The 23,317-nt window shown below is 45.1% G+C and carries 23 protein-coding genes and 1 pseudogene; 14 read left to right on the top strand and 10 right to left on the bottom strand.

From position 1 onward, the window contains the following. The first annotated feature begins 1 nt into the window (after nt 1). Genes HFELIS_RS09355 through gmhA form a run of 3 tightly spaced genes read left to right on the top strand, consistent with a single transcriptional unit; the run spans nt 2 to nt 2,257 of the window. A complete protein-coding gene (locus HFELIS_RS09355) occupies nt 2-883 on the top strand; it encodes a phosphoethanolamine transferase domain-containing protein (RefSeq protein ID WP_013469468.1) in 882 nt (293 codons plus the stop codon). Beyond that, nucleotides 850-1,653 carry a phosphoethanolamine transferase gene (locus HFELIS_RS09350; RefSeq protein ID WP_013469467.1) on the top strand — a complete coding sequence of 268 codons (804 nt, stop codon included), beginning with the start codon at nt 850-852 and terminating at the stop codon, nt 1,651-1,653. Before HFELIS_RS09355 ends, HFELIS_RS09350 begins: the two co-directional genes overlap by 34 nt. A 37-nt stretch (nt 1,654-1,690) precedes the next feature. After that, nucleotides 1,691-2,257, top strand: a complete 567-nt coding sequence (gene gmhA / locus HFELIS_RS05080) for a D-sedoheptulose 7-phosphate isomerase (RefSeq protein ID WP_013469466.1) — start codon at nt 1,691-1,693, stop codon at nt 2,255-2,257. 1 nt (nt 2,258) lies between these two features. Here gmhA and HFELIS_RS05075 read toward each other — a convergent pair whose 3' ends face one another. Genes HFELIS_RS05075 through HFELIS_RS05050 form a run of 6 tightly spaced genes read right to left on the bottom strand, consistent with a single transcriptional unit; the run spans nt 2,259 to nt 8,202 of the window. After that, nucleotides 2,259-3,065, bottom strand: coding sequence for a shikimate dehydrogenase (locus HFELIS_RS05075; RefSeq protein WP_013469465.1), 807 nt, complete (start codon nt 3,063-3,065; stop codon nt 2,259-2,261). After that, a complete protein-coding gene (locus HFELIS_RS08515) occupies nt 3,062-3,643 on the bottom strand; it encodes an SH3 domain-containing protein (RefSeq protein ID WP_013469464.1) in 582 nt (193 codons plus the stop codon). The genes HFELIS_RS05075 and HFELIS_RS08515 overlap by 4 nt, the downstream gene beginning before the upstream one ends. Nucleotides 3,644-3,651: 8 nt before the next feature. Beyond that, the gene (locus HFELIS_RS05065) at nt 3,652-4,716 is read right to left on the bottom strand and encodes a microcin C ABC transporter permease YejB (protein WP_013469463.1); all 1,065 of its coding nucleotides are present in this window, start codon (nt 4,714-4,716) and stop codon (nt 3,652-3,654) included. After that, nucleotides 4,716-6,509, bottom strand: a complete 1,794-nt coding sequence (locus HFELIS_RS05060) for an extracellular solute-binding protein (protein ID WP_013469462.1) — start codon at nt 6,507-6,509, stop codon at nt 4,716-4,718. Before HFELIS_RS05060 ends, HFELIS_RS05065 begins: the two co-directional genes overlap by 1 nt. Then, a complete protein-coding gene (gene trpS / locus HFELIS_RS05055) occupies nt 6,506-7,486 on the bottom strand; it encodes a tryptophan--tRNA ligase (protein WP_013469461.1) in 981 nt (326 codons plus the stop codon). Before trpS ends, HFELIS_RS05060 begins: the two co-directional genes overlap by 4 nt. Continuing rightward, nucleotides 7,486-8,202 (bottom strand): methyltransferase domain-containing protein, encoded by a 717-nt coding sequence (locus tag HFELIS_RS05050; RefSeq protein ID WP_013469460.1) that lies wholly within the window; start codon nt 8,200-8,202, stop codon nt 7,486-7,488. Before HFELIS_RS05050 ends, trpS begins: the two co-directional genes overlap by 1 nt. 55 nt (nt 8,203-8,257) lie before the next feature. On the opposite strand from HFELIS_RS05050, the pseudogene secG reads away from it, so the two are divergent. From secG to HFELIS_RS05000, 10 genes and pseudogenes are all read left to right on the top strand, one after another. Continuing rightward, nucleotides 8,258-8,626: pseudogene (secG, locus tag HFELIS_RS05045) on the top strand (preprotein translocase subunit SecG); the annotation flags it as partial. Between the two features lie 11 nt (nt 8,627-8,637). After that, nucleotides 8,638-9,195 carry a ribosome recycling factor gene (gene frr, locus HFELIS_RS05040; RefSeq protein WP_013469458.1) on the top strand — a complete coding sequence of 186 codons (558 nt, stop codon included), beginning with the start codon at nt 8,638-8,640 and terminating at the stop codon, nt 9,193-9,195. Nucleotide 9,196: 1 nt separating this feature from the next. After that, nucleotides 9,197-9,808, top strand: coding sequence for an orotate phosphoribosyltransferase (pyrE, locus tag HFELIS_RS05035; RefSeq protein ID WP_013469457.1), 612 nt, complete (start codon nt 9,197-9,199; stop codon nt 9,806-9,808). Continuing rightward, a complete protein-coding gene (locus HFELIS_RS05030) occupies nt 9,798-10,217 on the top strand; it encodes an RDD family protein (protein ID WP_013469456.1) in 420 nt (139 codons plus the stop codon). The genes pyrE and HFELIS_RS05030 overlap by 11 nt, the downstream gene beginning before the upstream one ends. A 48-nt stretch (nt 10,218-10,265) precedes the next feature. After that, on the top strand, nt 10,266-11,606 hold the full coding sequence (gene fliK / locus HFELIS_RS05025) for a flagellar hook-length control protein FliK (RefSeq protein WP_013469455.1): 1,341 nt from the start codon (nt 10,266-10,268) through the stop codon (nt 11,604-11,606). Nucleotides 11,607-11,652: 46 nt separating this feature from the next. Beyond that, a complete protein-coding gene (gene flgD / locus HFELIS_RS05020) occupies nt 11,653-12,780 on the top strand; it encodes a flagellar hook assembly protein FlgD (RefSeq protein WP_013469454.1) in 1,128 nt (375 codons plus the stop codon). Beyond that, nucleotides 12,777-14,582 (top strand): flagellar hook-basal body complex protein, encoded by a 1,806-nt coding sequence (locus HFELIS_RS05015; RefSeq protein ID WP_013469453.1) that lies wholly within the window; start codon nt 12,777-12,779, stop codon nt 14,580-14,582. The genes flgD and HFELIS_RS05015 overlap by 4 nt, the downstream gene beginning before the upstream one ends. A 3-nt stretch (nt 14,583-14,585) precedes the next feature. Continuing rightward, on the top strand, nt 14,586-16,241 hold the full coding sequence (locus HFELIS_RS08510) for a DUF262 domain-containing protein (RefSeq protein WP_013469452.1): 1,656 nt from the start codon (nt 14,586-14,588) through the stop codon (nt 16,239-16,241). Between the two features lie 53 nt (nt 16,242-16,294). Next, complete coding sequence (locus tag HFELIS_RS05005; RefSeq protein WP_013469451.1) at nt 16,295-16,843, top strand: hypothetical protein; 549 nt, start codon at nt 16,295-16,297, stop codon at nt 16,841-16,843. Between the two features lie 26 nt (nt 16,844-16,869). Continuing rightward, nucleotides 16,870-17,421: a hypothetical protein gene (locus HFELIS_RS05000; RefSeq protein ID WP_013469450.1), complete on the top strand. Its 552-nt coding sequence runs from the start codon at nt 16,870-16,872 to the stop codon at nt 17,419-17,421. Nucleotides 17,422-17,443: 22 nt separating this feature from the next. Here HFELIS_RS05000 and HFELIS_RS04995 read toward each other — a convergent pair whose 3' ends face one another. Beyond that, nucleotides 17,444-19,138 (bottom strand): MBL fold metallo-hydrolase, encoded by a 1,695-nt coding sequence (locus HFELIS_RS04995; RefSeq protein WP_013469449.1) that lies wholly within the window; start codon nt 19,136-19,138, stop codon nt 17,444-17,446. 79 nt (nt 19,139-19,217) lie between these two features. On the opposite strand from HFELIS_RS04995, the gene thrC reads away from it, so the two are divergent. Further along, nucleotides 19,218-20,660: a threonine synthase gene (gene thrC / locus HFELIS_RS04990; protein WP_013469448.1), complete on the top strand. Its 1,443-nt coding sequence runs from the start codon at nt 19,218-19,220 to the stop codon at nt 20,658-20,660. A 29-nt stretch (nt 20,661-20,689) separates the two neighbouring features. Here the strand turns inward: thrC and HFELIS_RS04985 are convergent, their stop codons facing one another. The 3 genes from HFELIS_RS04985 to petA are packed head-to-tail and all read right to left on the bottom strand — an operon-like array spanning nt 20,690 to nt 23,290. Beyond that, nucleotides 20,690-21,547 (bottom strand): c-type cytochrome, encoded by an 858-nt coding sequence (locus HFELIS_RS04985; protein WP_013469447.1) that lies wholly within the window; start codon nt 21,545-21,547, stop codon nt 20,690-20,692. Further along, nucleotides 21,547-22,776, bottom strand: coding sequence for a cytochrome b (locus tag HFELIS_RS04980; protein WP_013469446.1), 1,230 nt, complete (start codon nt 22,774-22,776; stop codon nt 21,547-21,549). Before HFELIS_RS04980 ends, HFELIS_RS04985 begins: the two co-directional genes overlap by 1 nt. Nucleotides 22,777-22,786: 10 nt before the next feature. Next, the gene (gene petA, locus HFELIS_RS04975) at nt 22,787-23,290 is read right to left on the bottom strand and encodes a ubiquinol-cytochrome c reductase iron-sulfur subunit (protein ID WP_013469445.1); all 504 of its coding nucleotides are present in this window, start codon (nt 23,288-23,290) and stop codon (nt 22,787-22,789) included. Between the last annotated feature and the right edge of the window lie 27 nt (nt 23,291-23,317).

Genomic DNA, 23,317 nt, shown 5'->3' with positions numbered 1-23,317 from the left:
CGTGGTTGTCTTAGATACGCGCTTTTTTCTTTGCGTGCTTAGCTTCGCGCTGGCGGGCGGGTTTTCTCCAGATATCCATCTAAGTTACCCGCTCAAGGCGATCGCCAAGAATGGCTTTTACAGCGCGGTGTTTTTCTATGTGGCTTACACTCTGCTAAGTTTTTTGCCCATGCGCGCTAGAGAGTGGGGTAAAAATATTTTGCTGGTTTTGAGTTTGGCTAGCGCGTTTGTGCGCTTTTTTATGGGGTATTATTTCAATATGGACATCAACCAAGCTCTCATGGAGACCTTGCAAGATACCAATGTCCATGAAAGCCTAGCGTTTTTAAAAGCGCATGTATTGCCCCATGGCGCGCTGTTTTTAGCCCTGTTAGCATTCTGTGTGCTGTTTTTGTATGTTGTGCGTTTTAAATGGGAATTGAGTAGGCGCGTGCATTTAATTTTGTTGGTATTCATGAGCTTGGGCGTGGGCGCGCACATGGGACGCACCGCTTATCTATTTGCCCAAAGAGGGATGGCAGGTTGGAGTCCTCCAGAAGTTTGGGAAACTCTACCCCTCATCAAAGAGGCTAGAGCCCTGTATTTTAGTCTGCGCTATAGCACTCAAGTAGCGCGCCAAAGCTTGGATCGCCCCTTTGCTAAAGACTATCTGCGCGTGGACAAAGAGAGTGTGCCCTATGTGGTTTTAATTGTGGGTGAGAGTGTGTCTAGGAACTTCATGGGGGTTTATGGCTACGCTCTACCCAACACACCCTTTTTAAGTAGCCTCAAAAACAGAGAGAGAGAGAGAGATCGCAAAATTTATTTGTCTTTGAAGATGCGATCTCCGCCTTTGCAAACACCGCCCCTGTGTTGCAGACTTTGCTCAATTACAGCGATGTAGAAAATCGCCACACTCCATGGTATTTTCAAAGAAGTTTGGGGGATATTTTCAAATTAGCGGGCTATCAAACCTTTTGGCTGACTAATCAAGATCCTGCCCAAGCCAATAATGCCTATAAACTTCTACCTAAACGCTTTGAGAGTTTTTATAGAACTTCCTCTTTAGACACCAGCGATCAAGCTTTGTTAGATTTGTTTGAGCAAAAGGTTAAACCCCAGCTTGGGGCTAAAAATGCCATTGTTTTTCACCTCATCGGTAGTCATATCCTCTATCACGAACGCTTCCCTAAAAGTTTTGCTAAATTTAGTCCCGCGCAAATCCCCACTCAAGGCTTGCATATTAAAGACAAGGCGCAGTTACAAACCCTAGCCGATTATGTCAACTCCATTTACTACACCGATAGTGTCTTGCGACAAATCTTTAAGCTGTTTGAAAAAAAAGACGCGCTCATTCTCTACCTCTCCGATCACGCCCAAGACATGTTTGAGAGCGGCAACACTTATGGGCATCGTTGCTCAATTTATGGCGTGCAAATCCCCTTTATCATCTATGTAACCGATCTCTTTAAGCAAAAACACCCTAGTAAAGTGCAACAACTCGCCCAAGCGTTGCATAGACCTTTTATGAGCGATGATCTGATCCACACTCTCTTGCCTCTAGTGGGTATCCATACTAAAGATCATTTAGAGAGTAAAAATTTACTAAGCCCCAAATTTGATGAAAAGCGCCAGAGAATCTATTGTGATGATAAAGTGTATCCCCACCCCTAGCGTGCTATAATCTGCCCATCTTTTCTAAAGGATTGGAATGCAAGAATTGATTTATGCCGAATTTAAAGATCACCTAGAAGTTGCCCAACAAACCTTACAAAATTTAGCCACAGAGATAGAAAAAGTCGCCTCAAAGTTGGTTTCTGTGTTGCAAGGCGGGCATAAGATTTTAATTTGTGGGAATGGGGGAAGTGCGGCTGATGCGCAACATTTTGCTGCCGAGCTGACCGGTCGCTATAAAAGAGAGAGGCGTGGACTTCCAGCAATAGCTCTGAGCACGGACACCTCAGCACTAACCGCCATTGGCAATGATTATGGCTATGCCCATGTCTTTGCGCGCCAAGTGGAGGCTTTGGGGCAAAAGGGGGATTGTTTGGTGGGGATTTCTACCAGTGGCAACTCTGAAAATGTGCTCTTAGCCCTGCAAAGGGGGCAGGAGCTGGGTTTAAGCTCTCTGGGGCTTAGTGGAAGAGATGGGGGCAAAATGCGCGCTCTATGCGATCATAACCTCATTATTCCTAGCCACGACACCCCGCGCATCCAAGAGATGCATATTTTGATGATCCATTTGCTTTGTGAGCAAATTGAGCGGGCTTTTGTCTAGGTTAAAAGACCTCTTGCATGCTCTTTAAAATCTCTGCATAAGGGATTTTTTGGGCGCAAAAATAGCCAAAACTCAAAGCTGCTTGGGCGATGAACATCGCGCGCCCATCTAAGACCTCTGCGCCTATATCTTTAGCTAATCTTAAAAACGGGGTTTGCACGCTGTAAATCAAATCATAAGCCATGTGCGCTTTAGCTAAAAGGGATTTAAGGATGTCCAAATCAAGCGGATAAGTTGCCCCGTCCATCCCCGCGCTCGTGGTGTTTACCAATAAATCATAGCTCTCTAAAGGGAAGTGCGGGGGGTGAAAACATGTTAAGCCCTGCGCGTAAAAAGTTTCAAGCCTCTGAGAGCTACGATTAAAAACATGCACCTCCACCCCCTGCGCACACAACCCGGCCACCACCGCCCGAGCACTCCCCCCAGCTCCTAGCACTAAGACTTTTTGGGGCTTGAAGTTTCTCTCTTTAAGGGGGGCATAAAACCCCTCAATATCTGTTGTGCGCCCCACTATGCGTCCTTTTTCATAGACCCAAGTATTGAGAGCTTGGATTGCTTGGGCCTGCCCCTCTTGCACATCGCTTAGATGATAAGCGTCTTCTTTAAAGGGGGCAGTGATATTCGCCCCGCTTAAATTTAATGCTAAAAATGTCGCTTTAAGACTGCTACCCTCTTCTAATAAAATGGCTTGGTAATGCCCCCTAAAACCTAACTCTTTTTCAAAGTCCCCAAAAGCTTTATTGTGCAAAAGAGGGGATTTAGAATGGGCGATCGGGTTGCCAAAAACCCCAAAAAACTTCTCTTTCATGGCACTCTTTCCAAGTAATCTAAAAACACCCAACCTCTCTTAGTGCGCCCCCAACCATCTTTGATCTCCAACACTTGCACTTTTTGGGCATGCATTAACTGCTGGGTAACCCGGGCATGGATATTGGGCAGGGCGCGCACATTTAAGACATTCACAACCACAATGTAGGTTTTAAACTTGGGTGTTTCCGGTTTTATAGGTTTGATTTGAGGCGTTACAACGGGTTGAGGAGCGGGGGCTGTTGGTGTGGGAGGTGTGGAGGGTGGTGCTGGGGGGGGTGGTGTTTGTGGGAGGACTTTGGGAGGTGTAGATTCTACTACAGGGGGTTTTTTCTCCAAAGGTTTAGGAGCAGATTTAGGAGCAGATTTAGGAGGTGGGGGGGGTGTCTGTGTCTTGGCTTGAGCGGGGGGCGTGGGGGGCTTTATCTCAATGGGGGTAATGGGAACGGGGGTAGCAGGAGGGATAAGTATGTTTGCGGTGGAGCGTATTTGAAAAAATACGCCTACATACACCCCAAGCAAGCCCACTACCCACAAGCTCGCTAAACCATAAAGTCTCAATACCTTAAAATTATTCACATCAATTCCTATCGTTTATCAAAATCAATCCTTGGATCTACAAAGCTATAGGTCAGATCGCTTATCAAATTCACCACCAAGCCCAACAAGGTAAAAATATACAAGGAGGCAAACACAACCGGATAATCGCGATTGACAATGCTCTCAAAACCCAACAAGCCTAACCCATCTAGGCTAAAAATCACCTCAATTAATAAGCTCCCACTAAAAAACACGCCCAAAAACGCGCTAGGAAACCCGGCAATGACTAGAAGCATCGCGTTTCTAAAAACATGGGCATAAAGAATGCGCCCCTCAGAGCACCCTTTAGCGCGCGCACATAAGATATAGAGCTTGCCCATTTCATCTAAAAAAGAGTTTTTAACTAAGAGTGTCAGGCTTGCAAACCCCCCAATGCTCATACAAACTACGGGCAAAGCGATATGCCATAGATAATCTTTGATCTTAGCTAAAGCGCTCAAACTCTCAAAATTCTCACTCACCAAACCCCTTAAGGGGAAAATCTGCCAATAAGTCCCTGAGGCAAAGAGCACAATTAAAACAATAGCAAAGAGGAAGGCAGGAATGGCATTAGCAATCACAATCACCACACTACTGGCCACATCTAGGCTAGAATTATTGCGTCTAGCTTTGTAAATGCCTAGAGGGATTGAGATCAAATAGATAAGCAAGGTGCTAAAAAAGCCTAGAGAAATTGAAACGGGAAGTTTTTCTTTAATGAGATCGATCACGCTAATTTGGCGGTAAAAACTCTGCCCAAAATCAAACACCAAGTATTTTTTGAGCATGTCCACATAGCGCGCCCAAATGGGCTTATCAAAACCATAAAGTTTATTGAGTTCGGCATACAGCGCAGCGTCCATGCCCTCCGCGCCCTTGTAACGGCTCGCTTGGAATTGTTTTTCTTTCATAGAACTATTATTAGCTTCTTGATTATTCGCCCCGTTAAGTTTAGCCATCATCTGCTCCACAGGTCCCCCCGGCGCGCTTTGGATGATGAAAAAATTGATGGTGATGATGCCTAGCAAAGTGGGGATGATGAGCCAAAGTCTTTTGAGGATGTAGCGCGCCATCAATGTCCTTTTTGCAAAGTCTTATCCCACCACAGCATGGGTGAAAAGCCATAAGGGGGCGAAATCTTGGGCATACCAATTTTATCCCAAAAGGCAATATGAAAACTCGAACTATAAAGCTGAGGCACGACATAAAAGCCCCAAAGCAAGACCCGATCGAGCGCGCGCACAAAGTTAATCTGACTCTGCCTATCTGGCGCGTTAATCAGAGATGCAATCAAGGCATCAATGACTGGATTAGAAATCCCGGCATAATTGCGACTCCCTGCTAGATCCGCACTACTACTGCCCCAGTAATAGCGTTGCTCATTGCCCGGGAATAAAGACTGCCCGATCACTCCTACAATCATATCATAATCAAATTTTTTAAGCCGGTTGGTGTATTGGCTCAAATCCACCTTTTGCACATGCATGGTGATTCCTAGAATTTTAAGATTGCGTGCATAAGCTAGGGCTAGGCGCTCTAGCCCCTGACTTTTGAGCAAGAGTGTGAACTCAAAGGGTGCGCGGGTTTTAGCATTGATGAGTTGGTTATGCTCCACAATATAGCCGGCATCATGCAGAAGTTTTTGGGCGTATTTGAGATTTTCGCGCAGATTTTCCCCCACTTTGCGTGCCCCATCTGTGCGCGGAATGGTGTAGGCTTGGGTAAAAATTCTAGGGTTATAAGCTTCTAGCTGTGGGCGGTAGCGATCTAAAATTTTAAGTTCTGCGCCTTGTGGAAGGCCCTCAGAGGCAAAAACAGAGTTAGCAAAATAACTATTGGTGCGCTTATACTGAGAAAAAAAGAGGTTTTTATTCGCCCATTCAAAATCAAAGGCGTAAAACAAGGCTTCGCGCACCTTGATATTTTTAAAAAGGGGCTTGCGGGTGTTCATAAAAAACCCTTGCATGCCAGCGGGCAAAGAGTGCGCAAAAGCTTTCATGTGAATCTTGCCCTGTTTAATAGCCTTGCCCACATAGCCCCTTGCCCACACTTTTGCCGTGTTCTCAAAACGCCAATCATAAGCTCCGCTTAAAAAGGCTTGCAGGGCTACTGAGTCGTCCTTGTAGTATTCATAGACAATGCGATCAAAATTATACTGCCCCTTGATGGCGGGCAAATCGCGCGCCCAATAATTTTTGTTGCGCGTGTAGGTGATTTGCTTGCCCACTTTAAAAGAGCTGACTACATAAGGTCCGCTAGAAACTGGAATGAGCAGGGGGTCGCTAAAACTATGTTTTTCAAAAAAATGTTTGGGAATGACTTGTAATTGCCCTAAGATCAAGGGGAGTTCTGTGTTAGTCTTGTCTTTAAAAACAAATTTGACATGGTAGGGATCAAGCACAACCGCCTCTTGCACATCGCCATAGTATTGTCTAAGAACCGGACTCCCCTTTTGCATGAGAGTGTCAAAACTGAATTTGACATCTGTAGCCAAAATGGGCACACCATCGCTAAATCTAGCCCGCTTGTCGATCCCAAAGATCACATAGCTATGATCCTTAGCCACTTCAATATCATTGGCAATGAGGGGGTATTCTGCGTAGGGTTCGTCCAAACTTTGGACTAATAAGGTGTCATAGACTAATTCTAAACCGCTAGCCTTTGTGCCCTTGAGTAAAAAGGGGTTGAGGCTATCAAAGGTCCCTAGCGCATAGTCTCTTAAAGTGCCCCCTTTGGGCGCGTTGGGGTCAGCATAATCAAAATGGGTGAAGTGGTCCTTGTATTTGGATTCTTGACCTAGCGCGATGTAGGGGGTGGCTTGCAGACTAGAAAAAGCTAGGGCAAGCAGAATAAGGAGCAATTTCACAACAAGCCCATTAAAGTTTTAGCCCGCTGGTAAGTTTCTGAGGCGATGGGCTGCACGGCTCTTAAACCCTCTTGGAGCACTTGCAAGACATGATCTTGCGCCTGAGATAATTGATCATAAGCCTCTCTAATGGGTCTAAAATGCTCGACCACCACCTCAATTAGGGCTTGTTTAAACGCGCCATAGCCCATCCCCTCAAAGGCTTGTTCTACTTGCTCTGGGGTTTGTTGGCTCAAAATGGCGTAAATATGCAATAAATTATAAATGCCCGGGCGTTTTGGATCAAAGCGCAACACGCCTAGTGAATCGGTGGCTGCTTTTTTGATCTTTTTGGCAATGAGGCTAGGATCGTCTAGCAAAAAGAGGGCATGCAGATTGCCCGGATGCGACTTGCTCATCTTAACTAGAGGATCATCAAGTCCCATCACCCGCGCCCCAGTAGGTGCAATAAGTGCCTTAGGGATTTTAAAGCAAGTGCCAAAGTTTTTATTAAAGCGCATGGCAATATCGCGTGTGAGCTCTAGGTGTTGTTGTTGATCCTCGCCCACAGGCACGCAATCAGCTTGATAGAGCAAAATATCTGCAGCCATCAAAACCGGGTAATTAAAAAGCCCAGCTAGAGGGCTCTTGCTCTTCAAACTCTTATCTTTGAATTGAGTCATGCGACTCAAATCCCCCATAGAAACCCCACAATTAAGCAACCAACACAGAGCCCCGTGTAAATCTACTTGGCTTTGTATAAAAAGCTTGGATTTTTTAGGATCAATCCCGCATGCCAGCAGTAAAGTCGCCATTTGCAAGGTTTGTTCATGGAGAATCTTAGGGTCTTTGGGGGTGGTGATGGCGTGTGCATTCACCACGCAAAAAATACTCTCATAGCGATCTTGCCACTCCACCCATTGCTTAATCGCCCCTAGATAATTGCCCAAATGTATCCCCCCTGTGGGCTGTATGCCTGAAAATACCCGTTCTCTCATTAATGTCCTTTCTTTGATTGTCCTACCAGCATGACCACTTCATAACTTAGCAAAGTGTAGGGGGCGTGCAATCTTAACGCTTTGGCGCGCTTGAAATCCAAGCCCCCCCCTAATAGCCCCGTGTGCTTGAGGTGGGCTAAAAACTCTGCGCGCGTGTTAAAATTTTCTTGAAATTTTTCTATCCATATTTTGGATTGAAAACCTGCAAAATGTGTTTGGAGGATTTTTAAAATCTCTGCCTTGCTTCTAAGCGGGGAGGGCGTGCCTAAAAAGGTATGAAGCTCTTTTAAACTGGCGTTGGTGTGGAGCGCGAGGGCGATATGATCGCAGTGTTTAGCCAACTGCGCGCAAAGTTTTTCAAGATTTTGCGCCCATTGCAGAGAGGAGGCAGCAATACAAAGGCTAGCGCTCAAATCCACCTGTTCAAAATCTGCATGCACTAAGCGCACGCGATGCGCCCCCACACCCTCACGCGGGTGTTCTTGCAACATCCCCAAAGCCTTATCCACCCCGATAAACTCCGCTGTGCTGATCTTAAAGTTTTCCAACTCCCTTAAAACCCCCCCCTCTCCACAGCCCAAATCAAGAATGCGTTCATAAAATCCCGGAGAGCATTCTTTTAAAAGGTGTTGGATCACGCGCTGTTGCACGCGGGCATAACGGGCGTAAGTTTTGGCGGCTTTGTTAAAAGAATGGCGGATGGTTTTAACTTGCATGAGCGTATTTTAGTAAAAATTTGCTAAGATGGGCGTTTATTTCTATGGAGAACTCATGAGCAGTGTTTTATTGGTTTTGCAAATCATCTTATCCCTATTGATTGTAGTTGTGGTGCTTTTGCAAAAGAGCGCGAGCATTGGTTTAGGAGCTTATAGTGGGAGTAATGAATCCCTCTTTGGAGCTAAGGGACCGGCTAGCTTTTTGACAAAATTGACCATGTTTTTAGGCTTTTTATTCTTAGCAAATACGATCACTTTAGGTTATTTTTACAATAAAGAATACAACACCAGTATTTTAGATAGCGCCAAAGTTGCCCCACTTATCCCCTCTGTGCCCAATGCGCCTAAAAATCCCCTGAATAACCCCTTAGGCAACCCTCTTTTACAAAACGCTCCCAAAGCCAACCCCCTAAAAACCACCCCTTAAGGATTACAATGTTAGATACCATTTACAAGCAAACTCAAAATCAAATGCATAAAAGTTTAGAGGCTTTACTCAGAGATTTCACCACTTTGCGCAGTGGCAAGGTTTCTATTAGCTTAGTAGAAAATGTGCGCGTGGATTATTATGGCACGCCCACCCCGCTTAACCAAGTGGGCTCAGTGATTGCTAGCGATGCGAGCACTTTGAGCATCACCCCTTGGGAAAAAAACTTGCTCAAAGATATTGAGCGCGCGTTACAAGAGGCAAATTTAGGAGCTAATCCTAATAATGATGGAGAGAGTGTGAAACTCTTTTTCCCCCCCATGACCTCAGAGCAACGCAAAGAAATCGCTAAAGAGGCTAAAGGAATGGGTGAAAAGGCTAAGGTCGCCGTGCGCAATATCCGCCAAGACGCTAATAACCAGATTAAAAAGCTAGAAAAAGACAAGGCCATTAGCGAAGATCAAGGCAAGAAGGCTTTAGCTGAGGTGCAAAAGATCACTGACAGCGCCATTAAAAAAATTGAGGAAGTTCTCAAACACAAAGAAGAAGAGATTTTAAAGATTTGACATGGATATTCAAAGCATTTATAAAAGTTGTGGCGCGCTCTTAGAGGGGCATTTTCTCTTAAGCAGTGGCAACCATTCTAATTTTTATCTGCAGTCAGCCAAGGTGCTTGAAGACCCCAAATTAGCCCAACAACTTGCCCAAGCCCTCGCTAAGGAAATTTTAAAAGCGGAGGTTTGTGTAGATAGTGTTTGCTCTCCGGCTTTGGGGGGGATTTTAGCCGGCTATGAATTGGCGCGCGCGCTGGGAGTGCGCTTTATTTTCACTGAGCGCGTGAATGGGGTAATGACCTTAAGACGAGGTTTTGAGGTCAGCGCACAAGAGCGTATTCTCATCTGTGAGGACATCGTCACCACTGGGGGTTCAGCCCTAGAGGCCATGCAGTGCGTGGAATCTTTAGGGGCGCAAGTGATCGCCTTTGCCAGTTTGGCTAATCGGGGGATTTGTGCGCGCTATGGCACACAAAACACTTCTAAAGCCACCTGCAAACTCCCTACGCACTTACCCTTTTTCTCTCTAGCAGATTTTGATTTTGCTATGTATGCTCCCAATTCCTGTCCTTTATGCGCAACTAGCAAACCCGTTAAGCCGGGCAGTCGCGGGAATGAAAAGTAGGTTTTTACAAACCTACCGCGCTTTATATGCCCTGCCTCGCCTCAAGGCTTTGCTAGTGGATATTTTCATGCTCTACACGCCACTGCTTTATTTTGTAACCTATGTGATCTTAGGGTCAGCGCAGAGTTTTAGAGAACATCAAGGTGCGATTTTAGCCTGCGTGGGGGTTTATGGCTTGATCAGTGCGTTATTTGTGCGTGTAAGTGGCCAAACTCCCGGATGGCGTTATGTGGGTTTGATCCTTGTAGATAAACATGGAAATAAGATAGGTTTTTGGCGTGCTTTGGCGCGTTTTTGGCTGTGGCTAGTGGTGGCGGGTTCGCTTGCTGGACTCTTCACCCCTCTTTTTACGCGTGATAAACGCCTTTTGCATGATATTTTGAGTGGAGTGAGTCCAAAGCGCGTTTAAAATGGCACTATCTTTGCTTGCCCCTCTTTAAAAAAGCAAAGGATTGGCGTGGCACTCAACCCTCTAACCTTAGAGGCAAGTAAAACCTCCTCCAAACATAGCAAGGCGCATGCGGGGGGCAAGGATGCGCTTACAGACAAAAGCGCGTTTAAAGCCCTTTTAGAGGGTAAAAAGAAAGGTTTAAAGCCCCTCAAAGCCTCAGAAGTCCCCCATGATCTCAAAAGTGCTAAAAATAAAAAAAAGCACGATAAAGAAGCACTTGATCCTAATTTGCTCGCCCTTGTAGATGCTAAAAAAATTCCCTTACCTGAATTGAACAAGAAAACCCACACAGAAACCAAAGAGGTTAAAAAAGACGTTAAGGGTTTAAAAGAGAATCTTGAAAAGCCTACGCTAGGAGACATTAAAAAGCTAGACAACGCCAAAAAGCTCAAACTCAGCACCCTTAAACATGAAAAGGGCACGCCTAAAGCAGAAGCACAAACAGAAAAACCCCCTCTCTCTACGCAGAGTTTACTCAAGATGAAATCTCTCAAGGATAAAAAACTCTCTTTAAGCAAGTCCAAAGAGACCAAAGCTTCCAAAGAACACACCATAGATCAAAAAACCCAAGCGCACAAACAAGCTGACCTAAAACATACGCCTCTAAGTCAATTGCTCGCACAACCCATGGCTAAGAGCAAGACAGATCCCAAACATGCCCCGCACAAACCACTAAACCCACACTTTAAAGACAACGCCACTAACGATCGCGAGATTAAACAGGCGTTTAAAGAAGCCTTTGAAAAATTCCCCCCAACTCCCCTCACTACCGCCCTCACACATCTACAAGGACCTATGGCTAATAAACCCACTCAAGAGGGGGAAAAAGAAGAATCTAAGATCGCCATCAAAGAGAGTTCTAACCACACACATGTCCAACATTCTAATCATACAGATAAGGAAACCCCCAAAGCTCCCCAGATTAAAGAAACTCTAAAGAATTTTGCTACCGAGCTCAAACAAGAGCTACAAAATTTTAAGCCCCCCATCAATAAGCTTTCTATGGAGCTCCACCCAGATAAATTGGGCAAGGTGGAGGTGGTGATCCAGCAAGTGGGGAAAAATATCCAAGTGAGTGTGGCCTCTAGCGCGCCTGTGAGCGCACTGCTCTCTGCACATAACACAGAATTACGCCAAAACCTCTCCCAAATGGGCTTTAATAATGTGGATGTGAGCTTTGTAACCCAAGATGGGCAGGGTTTTAGCAACAACCCTCAACAACAGCAAAACCCCCAACAAGATCAGCCCCATCAAGGGACATTAGCCAGCGCGCCACCCTCCAGCAAAGAGGAAAACCCACCCCCCTCCACCCTAGAGCCTCCAAAGAGTGCAGGGCTTTACGCTTAACTTAATTGGGTATAATGTCCCCCTATATTATCAAGGGAGATGAGGCATGCCCATTGATTTAGCAGAAGTAACTGGGGCAAAGGCGGCGATGGAGAAAAAGAAACACGAGCCCAAGATCGCCAATGGCTTAGACAAAGACGCGTTTATGAAGTTGTTTTTAGAGCAACTTAAAAACCAAGACCCTACCGCGCCTATGGAAACAGATAAGATTATCACACAAACCGCACAGCTCACCCAAGTAGAAATGCAAGAGGAGAGCAAAAAGACCATGAAAGAGGTCGCCAATGCGATGCAATCAAGCAAGGAGACCAACCAATCGCTCAAAGACTTTCAAGGCAAACTTAAGGACACTTTGGAGCACCTAGATAAGGGCATGGACAATAGCCTTAAGGCTAGTGCGTTGCTAACAGAGGCTTCCGGGCGCAATAGTGTTACGATGATTGGTAAAATTGTAGAAACCGATGTCAAGGGAATCAATGTGGGCAAGGGCAAGGTAAACTTTACTCTTTACTTTGATCGCCCCATTAAAGCCTCTGAGGGTAACCCGGGGGTGCAAATTTTTGATCAAAACAAACAACTCGTGCGCACTCTTTCACTAAAAGATAAGAATGGCAAACAGGGGTATGTGAATTTTGAGTGGGACGGCTTGAATCAAGAAGGCAAGCCGGTCAAACCGGGCACTTATGAGATCATGGCCGAATACAATTTAGACCCTAGTAGCAATAAATACCTGCACACGCGCATTGGTAGAGGTGAGGTGCAGAGCGTGGTTTTTAACAAGGGTAAGCCAATGTTACGCATGGGAGAGATGGTTTTACCTATGGATAGCGCGCTAGAATTTTACGACAAACCCAATTCACGCCATGAGCAAGAACAGCATGAGAGTTTAGCCCACTTAGTGCAGGCAAAACTCCAAGAAAAGCCCACCACACCCCCCAAAAAAGAGGACAAGCCTGCCCCAATCGCCTCTTCTAGCACCAATCCTGCTACACCACACCCCAAAACCCCCAACCCACAAGAGAAGACAACCCAAAACCCCCTAGCCTCTAAAACTTCTCCATCTGCACCCCAAAAAGCCAATGCATTGCCCAAATCTGCCCCACACACTCCCAACCCGCTTTTAAATGCCTCTAAAGCACCTAAGCCCAACCCACAAGAGAAGAGTTTGACATGAATGACACCATTCTTAACGCCTATTCAGGGATCAAGACCCACCAATTTGGAATTGATAGCGTTTCTAACAACATCGCTAACATCAACACCGTGGGCTATCGCCGCAACGATCCGGAATTTAAATCCCTCTTTGCCTCGCATTTAAACACACTGGGAGGCAACACGGTTACAGCCAACGATCGCAACTATGGGGCTGCAGCGGGAGGAAATGCCATTTCTAGCAAGGATGGGGAGTATATGCCCAGCGACTCGGATTTTAATATGGCGTATCAGGGGAGCGGATGGTTCATTGTAGGACCTAATAAAAATGGGAGCATGCAAATTAATAAAGATGGCTACCAGCAGGCTCAAGAGAATTTTTACACCCGCGATGGCAATTTTTTACGCGATGCGGATGGTTACATTGTCAATTCACATGGTTATTATGTTTATGGGGTGGATTTGCATAAAATCAAAAATGGGGTGTTGACAGCTGGCAATAAGGAGGAGGAGGACAAAGCCCTTAAGAGTGGCAAATTGAGCACGCTCTACCTCCCCAAAGACATCCAATACCAACCCGTGCAAACCACCAAGCTAAACATTAGCTTGAATTTGAACGCTAAAAACCATGTGCGCCCCGCTGAGGAATATCTTTTAGATGACAATGGAGAAGTCATTCAAGATCGCTTTTTAAATCAGGACGCTAACGCTTTGGCCAATGACGATAACGAGCCTTTGGATTTAGCCATGCACAGAGAATTAGAAATTATGATCGTTAAGGGCGATTTAGCTCAGGACACGGTGTTTAAATATGGCACGGGTGGACCTGAAAAAAATGAATTCCGCACTTTGGGCGATTTAAAAAATCTGCTGAAAAGCAAGCTCAATTTGGATTTAACCATTGGCAAGAGCGACCCAACAGAGACAAAATCTGCCCTATTTTTGCAAATCAAAAACCCTAGCGATCCGACTGCCACTTTGGCTATCCGTGGACCTATGGCTGAAAAATTAGGCTGGACAGCTAACGGGATGTTTCTTAAAAAGAATGAAACTCGGGATTCTGTAGGAGTTCGTATCCCCTTTTATAGCACCACGGCTGAGATTTATGACAAGGGAGGGCAAAAATACCTGCTCAAGAGCGATTTTTTTATGAATAGTTCCAAAGACCCCGCCGATCCCAAAACACAGGAAAAATGGGATGTGGAGAGTTCGATTATTGAGGTGCGCGATAGAACCCCTATCACGACAAAGCCGGTTAGACAGAGCGTAACCTTTGATAAAGAGGGCAAAATGCACGCCAACCCAGTAACCCTAGATTTTAAGGGATCGCCACTGACTTACTCCATTGATAAGAGCGATGACTACACTTCTAGTGATGTGCCCTATGATGATTCTAAAATCTATCAAATCTCTCAAGATGGTAAGCCTAAGGGGCTTTTAGCCAATATGCGTATTGATGATGATGGGGTGATTCATCTCATTTTTACCAATGGCGCGTTGGAGACGATGGGACGTGTGGGGATCGCAACCTTTATCAATGATCAAGGGCTTAAAAAAGTGGGGAGTAATCTCTTTGACATTCAAAACGCCACGGTGAATGGGCGCGCCGCCCCTTTAAGCGGAAACCCGATTATTGGCTGGGATCGCGATGATGGCAAGCTCAAATTTGGCAAGGTGATGCACAAATACCTAGAAACGAGCAATGTCAATGCCGGGCACTCCCTGACTAATTTAATTTTAATGCAACGCGGCTACTCGATGAACGCCAAAGCTTTTACAACGGGCGATGATCTTATTAAAGAGGCGATTAATTTAAAAAGGTAGAACATGCCCTGTAGCTATGTAGAGAAGACATTCAGAGAAATTGTTTCTCTCTTGCACAAGGGAGAATACCAAATCCCGCGTTTCCAACGCGATTTTGTGTGGAAAAAAGAACAGGTCGCCGGTTTTATCGATAGCATTTTACGGGGCTTTCCTACTGGAAGCTTTGTTTTATGGAAAACCAAAGAAAAGCTACAGGCATGCCGTGAGATTGAGAGTTGCGCGCTCATTGAGCCCGATCCCAATGAATCCGTGCATTATATCCTCGATGGTCAGCAACGCATGACCGCTCTCTTTTTAGTCTATCAGGGTTTGCAGGTGCGCAAAAGTGCTAAGATTGTTGAGAATTATCAAGATATTTTACTAGGCATAGAGCCTAATGAAAACGGGGAGTATTGCTTTGCTAAAAATCCTAAAGAAGAAATCACCGCGCAGGTCGTGCGTGTCTATGATTTGTTCAACCAAAGCATTCTGGATATTCAAGAAACATACCAATTAAGCATCGAAGCCGCGCGCCAATTTGATAAATTTAAACAAAAGATTGAGGATTACCGCTTCCCCATTATTGAGATCACAGACACCCCCCTAGAAGAGATCATTGAAATCTTTTCGCGCATCAATACGGGAGGCACAAAACTAAGCAGTTTTGAGGTTCTGTGCGCTAAATTCTACATGCCTCCAGAAGCCGACTCTACCCAAACTTTTATTGTGGAAAAAGGCTTTGATTTAGAGGAAAAGTTCCAAAATCTCAACGAAGAGTTAGAACACCTAGATTACGGATTTGATAAAAAACAATCCGTGGTGATTTTACAACTTCTCTCTTATTTGGTGCGTTATAAAGCATCTGGCAATCTCACAGAAAAGATTTCCATCCCCACTCTCTTAAAACTAGACCCAAAGGTGGTGCAAGAGCAGTGGGACTTTGTCGCTCCTTGTTTTAAGAACGCTGCCCAGTTTTTAAAGCACGATCTTAAAATCCCCTCCTTTGACTTTTTGCCTTCTGTGGGCTCTTTAATGCTTATAGCGTATTTCTTTGCCCTCAGTGAGCATAAAAGTCCCAATGCGAATCAAATCGCTAATTTAAGACGGCTTTTCTTTAGGGGCGCGTTTTTTAGTAGCAAGATAGTAGGCGATACCCTGCTTAAGCAATTAGGCTTGGTTGAGCACATTTATCAAGAAAATCGTATCAATTTTAAAGAAGAGCTCCCCTTTTACACGATCACTAAAGAGTTTTTAACAGAGGAAAAGCTCAATGTCAAAAGTGGATTACAAAGAGGGGTTTTGTGCGTGTTAGCCACCTTAGAGCCTAAAAATTTTGACAACAATAGCAAAGTGGTTTTAGACAATCTCTTTATACAGATCAGGCAAAAAAGAAACCTGCACCACTTCTTCCCTAAAAATCACCTCAAACATATTGGTTTTAAGGACAACACGGATGTGATCGCCAATATGACCCTCATTGACGCGCGCCTAAATCAAGCCATTAAAGACACGCCCCCTAAGCAATATATTCAAAAATATCAGCAAAACAACCCCCATTTAGAGCAAACCCTAGCCACCCATTTAATAGATTTAAACGATCTGCATGTGCTAGAAAATTATGACGCGTTTTTGCAAATGCGCGCGCAGAAAATCTTAGAAGCGATTAAAAAACTTACTTGATCCAAAGGTTAAGATTCTATAACAAGTGTTTCAAATGCATTGAGGACATGGAGATGAAAAACTTCTTAGGTATGTTGGTGCTACTTGGTCTATTGCACGCTGCAGATACACAATCAAACATGCGCAATCTAAAAATACAAATTCAAGACCTTCTCTCTTTTAATGTCAAAGACGATCGTTACAGCTTTAGCAAAGAGACAACTTATGACAAATCTTTGGACATTCCTCTTAAAATCTGCATGTTAATTCGGCACAATCAAGTCCTCTTGTCCCAGTTGTGCGCAAGCGCGGGCACGCAAATAGATGTGGTCTACAAATTTCCCTATCTGACTATCGAGTCGGGCGGGTATGAAAGAGATGGCATTTATTACACCTACTACACCACGCTTAAATTAGTGGACAAGACTTTTTATCTGCACCAATTTAGTCAACAAAGCTTTAGGTCTAAAGGAGATAAACACCCCACGCGTACATGGATTTTTTACCGCCAACCCCGCGATGATTCCAAAAAACGCCATCTTATGACTTTAAAGGATCTCAAAGATGGTTTTTATAATAGGTTAGAAGCGCAGTGTCGCCGCAATGGTTATTGTATAGACTGATGGTTTGGTTTTCTAAGGAGTGAAGGATGAAAAAGTTTTTAGGGTGGGCGTTTTTGAGTCTATTGTACGCTACAAACACGCAACAACTATATACGCATAATTTAAAAAAGCAAACCCAAGACCTTTTGTCCTTTGATGTGGGCAACAAGCATTACAACTTTAGTAAAGAGATTTTTTATAAAAACACCCCTGATAAGCCGGATATCGTTTGTGTGCGTTTCCAGCGCAACCAACAACGCTTACCCGCCCTATGCGCTGTTAGCAAGGGCAAAGATGTTAAGATGGATTTAGCGTATAAATTTCCCTACTTAACCATCGAACAGGGCTACTATGCAAATGACTTTTATTATAAAACCTACTTCACTTTTAGGTTATTGCAAGAAAATTTTTACCTGCACCAATTTAGCGAGCAAGTTTTTAACTCCAAAGAGGACAAACACCCTGTGCGCACATGGATTTTTTACCGCCAACCCCGCGATGATCCTCAAAAACGCCATCTTAGCATCCTAGGCGATCCTACTATAAGTTTTGATGAGCTAAAAAAGCGATGCTATCAAAATGGCTATTGCAAAAATTGATGGAGTGCCTTCTAGCTAAATCTTATCCCAAAGTTACGCTATAAGCCTTGGGGGAGCTGTAAAGATGGCTAAAATGATGCCAAAAATTGGCTTCGTAAGCGTTAGGGTTGCGCTTGATACGGCAATGAAAACCTCGTAGCATCTCCTCAAAGGGGAGGTGATTTTCTATAACGCAGGCTAAAATTTCTTTGCGCACCCGTAGCTGCATCACGCGATACCCCTGTGCGGACTCGATGAGCACGCTTTTAGGGATCACCTTAAAACTTTGGGTAGCAAAATTAGCCTCCACAATGGGGGCGACAACCTGTTCAAAGTTTTCGTTAGTGGGAATGAAACTCACAATTTGATTAGCTTTATAGCCAGCAAGCTTGAGAAAACCCATGAGTTTTTGAGGTTCATAAGTAAAAGTCTTGGCGTAGAATTGGGCGTATTTGACGGGGACCTCTTTTTTAAGAACATGAATATCCTCTTTCCACTGCACCATATCAGCGACTTTAAACTCCAAAGTGAGATCATCGGTAGGGGTCAAACATTTGACAGGAGTTTCGCGGTGCGTGCGGCTGTAGAGATCGCAAATCTTTTTACACTCTTGCACATCATTAAAGGTATTGCTAACTTTTAGAGCGGGTTCGCGCTCGTGAATATAGGGTGTTGCAATGGGCAAAACATAAGCAGGTTGAGTGATATTGATGAGATTCTCTAGTTGCTGTTTAAGCCCTTCTAAATGCGCGTTATGTAGAGCCTTTTTTTCTTGATCGTTATAATTATCGATACAAAAGGGGAAGCCAGAGGTTTCTCCAAAAAAAGCGGTGCAGAGCAAGGTTAATCCACTGGGCAAATTAAAGCGGTTGATGTAATTAGAATAGGGATTGATGAGCACATCATGCCCACAAAGACACAAATACAGCCCGCATTCCTCAGAACCATCCCCGGCTTTCAACACACTAAATTGAAAAGAAGAGTTAAACTCATAAATTTCTTGAAACTCCAAAGGAAAGATATTAGAAAAACCTAAGTTTTTGAGCGCGCGCACCACACTCTTAGAGGGAAAATTGCCCACGATAAAAGGCTTACTCTTAGGCACAAAAGCTAAAGTTTGGGGGTGCAAACAACTAGAACGATTTGAGGAAATAAAAATAAAATCTGCCTGCACCAAGCAATGCACCGCTTCTTTACAACTCGCTTTTTCTAAATAGCCTCCCCCTAAAAAAGCAGGACCTAGCAACCATGGATCGGTGATGAATTTAACCCCTCCTGCTTCAATATACAAACAGGCGTGGTTGAGATAGCGGATTTTAAAGTCTCCCTTAAAACTGGATTGATAGGGGTTGGCTAAATCTGTAGAAGTTTCTATTTGGAGGGTGCGCCCCTCTAGGCGGTATTTGAGGGGTTGTTTTTTGCGTCCATTGTCATAGCTTAAAGTGTTAAGATGGAGATTCCATGCACAATGCGGGCATGAGGCGATGCCACTTTTGTGTAAGAGTTTATCCCCTCTGTGATCGCAAATGGTGTCAATGATCCAATTCACCTCTGGCTTTTCGCCCATTTTGACATGTTTTTTCATATTGACAATGAAATTTCCCATGTCATTAACGCCTTCTAGCAAACCCCTTACAGAGAGACTCTGAGTATTGGTAGCTGTTTCAAAAAGCCCCACACGGCGCAATTTGATTGCTGCGGGCGCAGAAGAAGCTTTTTTAGGCGGCAAAGCGGACATAGACACTCCATAGGCTGAAAATAAAGGGCTATTATACTAAAGTTATTGCCAAATTATCCCCACGCATAAAGGAAAAAACATGGCACACATGATAGATACACGAGATGCCCATTCTCTAGGTAGCTTTACAGATTCTCTACTCAATCCGGCTCAAAGTAGCGGGCTTTGTGCCCCTCAAAGTCTGCCCCAAATAGACTTTTCAGGCTATCTAAACTTGAATTACACCCAACTAGCCCGCACACTCTTTCAGGTCCTAGAACTTGATCTTGATCCCGATCTCTTAGAAGTAGCTCTCGATCGTTATCATGCCTTTGAGGCTCTTGCCCCTTTGCGCACGCTTAAACCCACCCTGCATGTCTTAGAACTTTTTCATGGCCCCACTCTAGCTTTTAAAGACATGGCACTCCAGCCCTTTGGGGTGTTGCTCTCAGGATTGGCTCAAGCGCGCGATGAAAAGTATCTCATTATGGTGGCCACTAGCGGGGATACAGGTCCAGCGACTTTGGCTAGCTTTGCTAATCTGCCTAATACCTACGTCTTTTGTTTGTATCCAGCTGAGGGTACAAGCCTAATCCAAGCTTTGCAAATGCAGAGCATGGACGCACCCAATCTCAAGGTAGTCGGATTGGAGGGAAATTTTGATGACGCTCAAAGCGCGCTTAAAGCCCTTTTAGCCGATGAATCTTTTCAAGCACATTTAGCTCAAAAAGACTTGCATTTGAGCGTAGCCAATTCGATCAATTTTGGGCGTATCATCTTCCAGATGGTCTATCACATTTGGGGATATTTGGAGTTGGTGCGCCAAAGGACGATTACCTATAGCGATCCTATTAAAATTCTCATTCCTAGCGGGAATTTTGGCAACGCTCTAGGCGCGTTCTATGCTAAAGCGATGGGCTTACCTGTGGAAAAAATCAGCGTGGTGTCTAATGCTAATGATGTGCTCACCGAGTTTTTTAATACAGGGGTTTATGATCTGCGCTCCCGTAGTTTGCTCAAAACCCCCTCCCCAGCCATGGACATTCTCAAAAGTTCCAATGTGGAACGCCTGCTGTTTGCTCTCTTTGGCTCTGCACGCACTAAGGAGTGCATGCAGCAACTCCAAGATCAAAAATATTACGCCCTCACTTCTAGCGAGCTACAGAGCTTGCGCGCGCATTTTGAGGCGTTTAGCTGTGATGACGCGCATTGTTTAGACACCATCGCACGCATTTATGGCGATCACCACTACCTAGCAGACCCCCACACCGCTACCGCGCTTTATGCTTACGAACGCCTTAAGAGTCGCCTACCCTGTGTAGTGGTTTCCACTGCCTCGTGGAGCAAATTTGCCCACACCACCGCCCTAGCTCTAGGCAAACAAGCCAAAGACGATCAGGAAGCTTTACAAGTTTTAGCCAAAGAGGGGATCACCCCCCCAGCCAGCGTGCAAGAGCTCTTAAGTAAGCCCCTTGTGCATCAGGATCGCGTGGGTGTGAGCGACCTACAACATTACATTAAAACATGGTTAAAAAATTTCTAGCGCGCGTTGCGCGCTAACCCCCCTTTGTTTTAATGCACTTCGCGCCACACCTTTTGTTTCCACACATAGGCAAGCAAGGTCATCACGGCAAAGAAGACCATGATTTTAATGCCTAGCGCGTCTCTTTGGTGTTTCTTGCTATCGCCCACCTTTTCTAAGTAATTGACAATTTGCTCTTGAGACTCTTTATTCAAGCCCACTCTAGGCATGGCTGTCCCGGGTAAGAGTTTTTGAGGATCGTTGATAAAGACCTCGAGTTTTTCGCGCCCGAGCGAGCGAATCATCATAGAGAGATCGGGGACCTCTGCGCCCAAGTAGCGGTGCAAGTCTTTAGGATCACTGAGCGCGTGCTCTTTGTCGTATGCAATGCTATGGCAACGCTGGCAGGCTTGAGCAAAGACTTCTTTATCTTCCAATTTTTTAGGCGCGATAGAAGTTAGATACGCCACAATGTCGGACAAGTCTTGATCGCTAAACTGCGCAAAAGCAGGCATGGGATAGGGGTTATCGTCCTTGTATTTATGCGAAAGTTTGGCAGTCTTGACAGGGTCTTTGATAAAATGGGCTAAGAATTGGGGGTTTAGCACACTGCCCACATGGGAGAGATCGGGGGGCACAACCCCAAAGCTTGCTCCAGCACTCGCATGGTCCATAGGGGCGGGGATTTTTTGGCTTTCAATGCTATGGCAGGCCACGCAGTTTTGCGCGACTAAATCCTTACCCTTAGCCGCATCGCCCTTACTCAAATCAATGGGCTTTAAATCCTTAAAGGCAAAATCAGCCGGGGGCATTTTGGGCTCCATCACGCTATGGGCGTAGGGCTCCACACCCCAATAGAGCGCGCCAATCACCACAACCAAAATAGCTAAGATCTTCAATTCTTTCATTACGCCCCCCTTTTCTTTTCAGCGCGCGCAATGAGCGGTAAGACCACAAAGAAGAGAGCCAAAAAGACGATGGAAGCCACAAAGCCCACATACTTATTATTGCCCACGGGGGGGAGTTTGCCATAAATGGTTAGCACCACCATGTCAATCACTAACACCCAAAACCAAACTTGAAACGCCTTGCGTTGGTGGGCGGGCTTGACCACAGGACTATTATCCAGGAAGGGCAAGAGGAAGAAGATCACTTGCGCCACACCAAAAGCGACCAGTCCTAAATTGCCATTAAAGAAGAAACCGCGTAGCACTTCATAGCTCCATAGAAAATACCACTCGGGGTAAATATGGTGCGGGGTTTTAAGGCTATTGGCGCGCTCGAAGTTGATAGGATCCATCGCAAACTCGTAGTGGTAGCACACCAAGTAAAAGAAAAAGACCATGAACGCGCAGACTACAAAAATATCTTTGGAGAGGAAGACAGGCCAAAAGGGAATGACTTTAGATTCTTTCTTTTTGCCCTCCTTAAATTTCTTCTCTTCGGCTTCAAAATCTAACACTTCGCCCTCTTGGTTATTGACATGGGGGATACGCAAGGAATAAAAGTGCATGCCCACAATAGTTAAGATCACTACAGGCAATAAAAAGACATGCAACATAAAAAAGCGTGTGAGGGTCGCATCGGCTACGACATAGTTCCCTCTAATCCACACGAGCAAGTCAGGACCAATCACGGGGATTTTGCCAAAAAGTTCAGTAATAACAGAGGCTGCCCAATAGCTCATCTGCCCCCAAGGTAGCATGTAGCCACTAAAGGCCTCTGCACTAAAGATCACAAATAAAAGCATGCCACTAATCCAAATCATCTCCCGACCCTTTTTATAAGAGCCATAGTAGATCGCTACAAACATGTGGATATAGAGAATTACAAAGATCATGCTAGCCGCTGTGGCGTGGATGTGCCGCCAAAGCCAGCCGTAAGCGACCTCTTGCATGATGGTAAAATTCACGCTGTCATAGGCGAGCTTGGCATCGGGTTTATAATACATTAAAAGGAAAATCCCCGAGATGACCAACAGACCAAAAAGGGTGAGCAAGATCACCCCCATCGCCCATAAAAAGTTAATGTTTTTGGGAATCCAATATTCTGTTGCCAACACTTTGGTAAGTTTCTTCACCCCTAAGCGTTGATCTAGCCAATCCACAACCCCCGTTGCTTTCTTTATTTCTGCCATATTCTATCCTTTACGCGTGCGCGACCATATTTTTATACTCTGGCCCCACTTCGCCAAAGGTGATCTTAGAACCCTCTAATTTGAAAGGGGGGATTTCAAAGGGGCGAGGAGGTGGGGTGCCCGGGATATTCACCCCATTGCTAGTAAAACGCCCGCCATGGCAGGGGCATAAAAAGCCTTGTTGGTTGGATTCAAAATTAGGGATACAGCCTAAATGCGTGCAAATTTGAATCCCTACGGTGAAAACTCCATCCTGAATTTTGAAGTCGCGCTTAGGATCAAAGGCATCTTGAGGGGTTTTTTTGATGATATACACCGGTTTGCCCCGCCACTCCACGCTAGAAAACTCCCCATCTTTCATATTACTCACATCCACACTTGTAAAGCCCGCTGAAACCACACTAGGCAAGGGGTCCCAAGTTTTTTTCATGGCAACCAAGCTAGCGATCGCGCCTGCGCCCGCTACCCCAGCTAAAGCCATGCTTAAAAAATCGCGCCGATTCATCTCCGCCATCATCACTCCTACACTTTTTAATTGCAA

Source organism: Helicobacter felis ATCC 49179 (assembly GCF_000200595.1).
Classification (GTDB): domain Bacteria; phylum Campylobacterota; class Campylobacteria; order Campylobacterales; family Helicobacteraceae; genus Helicobacter; species Helicobacter felis.
This window is presented reverse-complemented; position numbering and strand designations above follow the sequence as displayed.